Here is a 965-nt window from a genome sequence, read left to right as displayed (position 1 = left end):
TAACGCAGAACCAACATCAGGATGAACGCTGCCAGCGCACCTATCCAGCCGCCAGCGGCGAGCAGATGGATGATGTCGGCAATCAGGTGAACATGTCCTCGTACGCCTTCGTCCATTGCACCATGACCAGCCCAGGATAACGTGGCCAAGGCGGCGCCCCCCGCTGCGCTCATCAGAACTGCACTCACGGTCGGCCATACGTTCGACAGTAGCGCAGTTATGATAACCACGAGCAACATCCCCATCCGCAGGCACCACGCCATGCCAAAAGAGGTGTCCGTCAACATCATCTCGAACATGTGTTGTTCAATCGAGCCGATGTCAGCAGCGCCGGTCATCGCCTTGGTCATGAGCAGCATGCTCACCGCCGACAGCGCTAGCCCGATGGCGGCTGCACTGGCCGTCAGTACGACGAACTTCTTACCCAAGGGGGATGAACGCTCAGGCTGGCGCAGCGCATGCAGCTGGAACAGCGGCAGGCCAAAGACAAGCATCAAGTCCAGATACAGCGCAAAGCGCACCAAAACGGTCATCCCGTCCATTACCTGCTCACTTCACCGTGAAAGTGATCTTGCCGGTGATCGGATGGGTATCCGACGAGACCGCACGCCATTCGATGCTGTACACGCCCGGCATCAACGGTTGGCTTGGTGTGATTACCATGGTCTTGGGGTCATCCGAGCCAGACACTTTGGCCGCCATCTTCATTGGCGAGGCATGGTTCATCCCTGGCATGCTGGTCATCAAGAGGCTGGCACCGGAGAACTGCTTGGAGAGATTTTCCGAGAAGTGCAGTTCGATCTTTTCCGGCGCACTCACTGTCGAGTTGTCTTCAGGGGTCGAGCCAAGCAGCTTCGGATGAGCGAAGGCTGCGGTAGCGAACGCGGCTGCAGCGATGGTGACGGCCGTTTTAGCGAAGAAAGATTGGTAGGACATGGCGATACTCCTTGGAGATGTTGTGGAGG

General features: G+C 57.7%; 1 protein-coding gene and 1 pseudogene. Both read right to left on the bottom strand.

All coding sequences use genetic code 11. The annotated features are described in order from the left end of the window. Nucleotides 1-542 (bottom strand): annotated as a pseudogene (locus tag AKL28_RS23625) (copper homeostasis membrane protein CopD); the annotation flags it as partial. A gap of 7 nt (nucleotides 543-549) precedes the next feature. Then, nucleotides 550-936: a copper homeostasis periplasmic binding protein CopC gene (gene copC, locus AKL28_RS23620; protein ID WP_050470709.1), complete on the bottom strand. Its 387-nt coding sequence runs from the start codon at nucleotides 934-936 to the stop codon at nucleotides 550-552. Nucleotides 937-965 lie beyond the last annotated feature (29 nt).

Source organism: Herbaspirillum chlorophenolicum (genome assembly GCF_001189955.1).
GTDB classification, from domain to species: domain Bacteria; phylum Pseudomonadota; class Gammaproteobacteria; order Burkholderiales; family Burkholderiaceae_D; genus Herbaspirillum; species Herbaspirillum chlorophenolicum.
This window is presented reverse-complemented; position numbering and strand designations above follow the sequence as displayed.

Coding starts and splice junctions, on each gene's coding strand:
- copC (WP_050470709.1), bottom strand. CDS start 936: ATGTCCTACCAATCTTTCTTCGCTAAAACGGCCGTCACCATCGCTGCA.